Source organism: Bradyrhizobium sp. P2_E8 (assembly GCF_056403875.1).
The window spans coordinates 1-900 of sequence record NZ_JBFUES010001670.1 but is presented as its reverse complement, the minus strand read 5'-3'; the positions used below and the strand labels follow the sequence as shown (position 1 = coordinate 900).

The 900-nt window shown below is 64.5% G+C and carries 1 protein-coding gene and 1 pseudogene; both read left to right on the top strand.

Annotated elements, in window-relative coordinates:
* On the top strand, window positions 1–702 hold a 702-nt coding region (locus tag AC1D00_RS43120; protein WP_477014923.1), incomplete at its 5' end, for a PIG-L deacetylase family protein.
* Window positions 699–900: pseudogene (locus tag AC1D00_RS43115) on the top strand (4-carboxy-4-hydroxy-2-oxoadipate aldolase/oxaloacetate decarboxylase); the annotation flags it as partial. The gene AC1D00_RS43120 and the pseudogene AC1D00_RS43115, both read left to right, overlap by 4 nt.

The window sequence follows — 900 nt, the reverse complement described above, 5'->3', positions numbered from 1 at the left end:
CTCGTGATCACGGCCCATCCGGGCGACTTTGTCTGGCGCGCCGGCGGCGCCATCGCGCTGCATGCGAAGAAGGGCTATCGCATGAAGATCGTCTGCATGTCCTTCGGCGAGCGCGGCGAGAGCCAGTTTGCCTGGAAGGAGAAGGGCGCGACGCTGGAATCGGTCAAGGCCGGCCGCAAGGACGAGGCGGAGCGGGCGGCCAAGCTGCTCGGCGCCGAGATCGAGTTCTTCGACTGCGGCGACTATCCGCTGAAGCTCACCGAGGCGCATTTCGACCGCATGGTCGACATCTACCGCGAGCTCAATCCGAGCTTCGTGCTGACGCACGCGCTGGAAGACCCCTACAATTTCGACCATCCGAACGCGGCGCATTTCGCGCAGGAGACCCGCGTGGTCGCGCAGGCGATGGGCCACAAGCCCGGCGCTCAATACAAATATTCGGCGCCGCCGGTGTTCCTGTTCGAGCCGCACCAGCCGGAGCAATGTAATTACAAGCCCGACCTGCTCCTCAAGATCGACGAGGTCTGGAAGGAGAAGTACGAGGCCTTCCAGATCCTGGCGGCGCAGAAGCATCTCTGGGGCTATTACGAGCGCGTTGCGCTCAACCGCGGCATCCAGGGCAGCCGCAACACCGGCGTCCCCATGACCTATGGCGAGGCCTATCAGCGTCTGTTTCCGACGGTTGCGGAGGAGCTGGCATGAAGCCGGTCGTCGTTCGCAACATTGAGCGCGCCGATCCCGCCGGAATGGCGGAGTACGGCGTCTCGACCGTGCACGAGGCCTATGGCCGCATCGGCCTGATGAAGCCTTATCTGCGGCCGGTCTGGCCGGGTGCGGYGATCGCCGGTCCCGCCGTCACCGTGATTTCGCAGCCCGGCGACAACTGGATGATCCATGTCG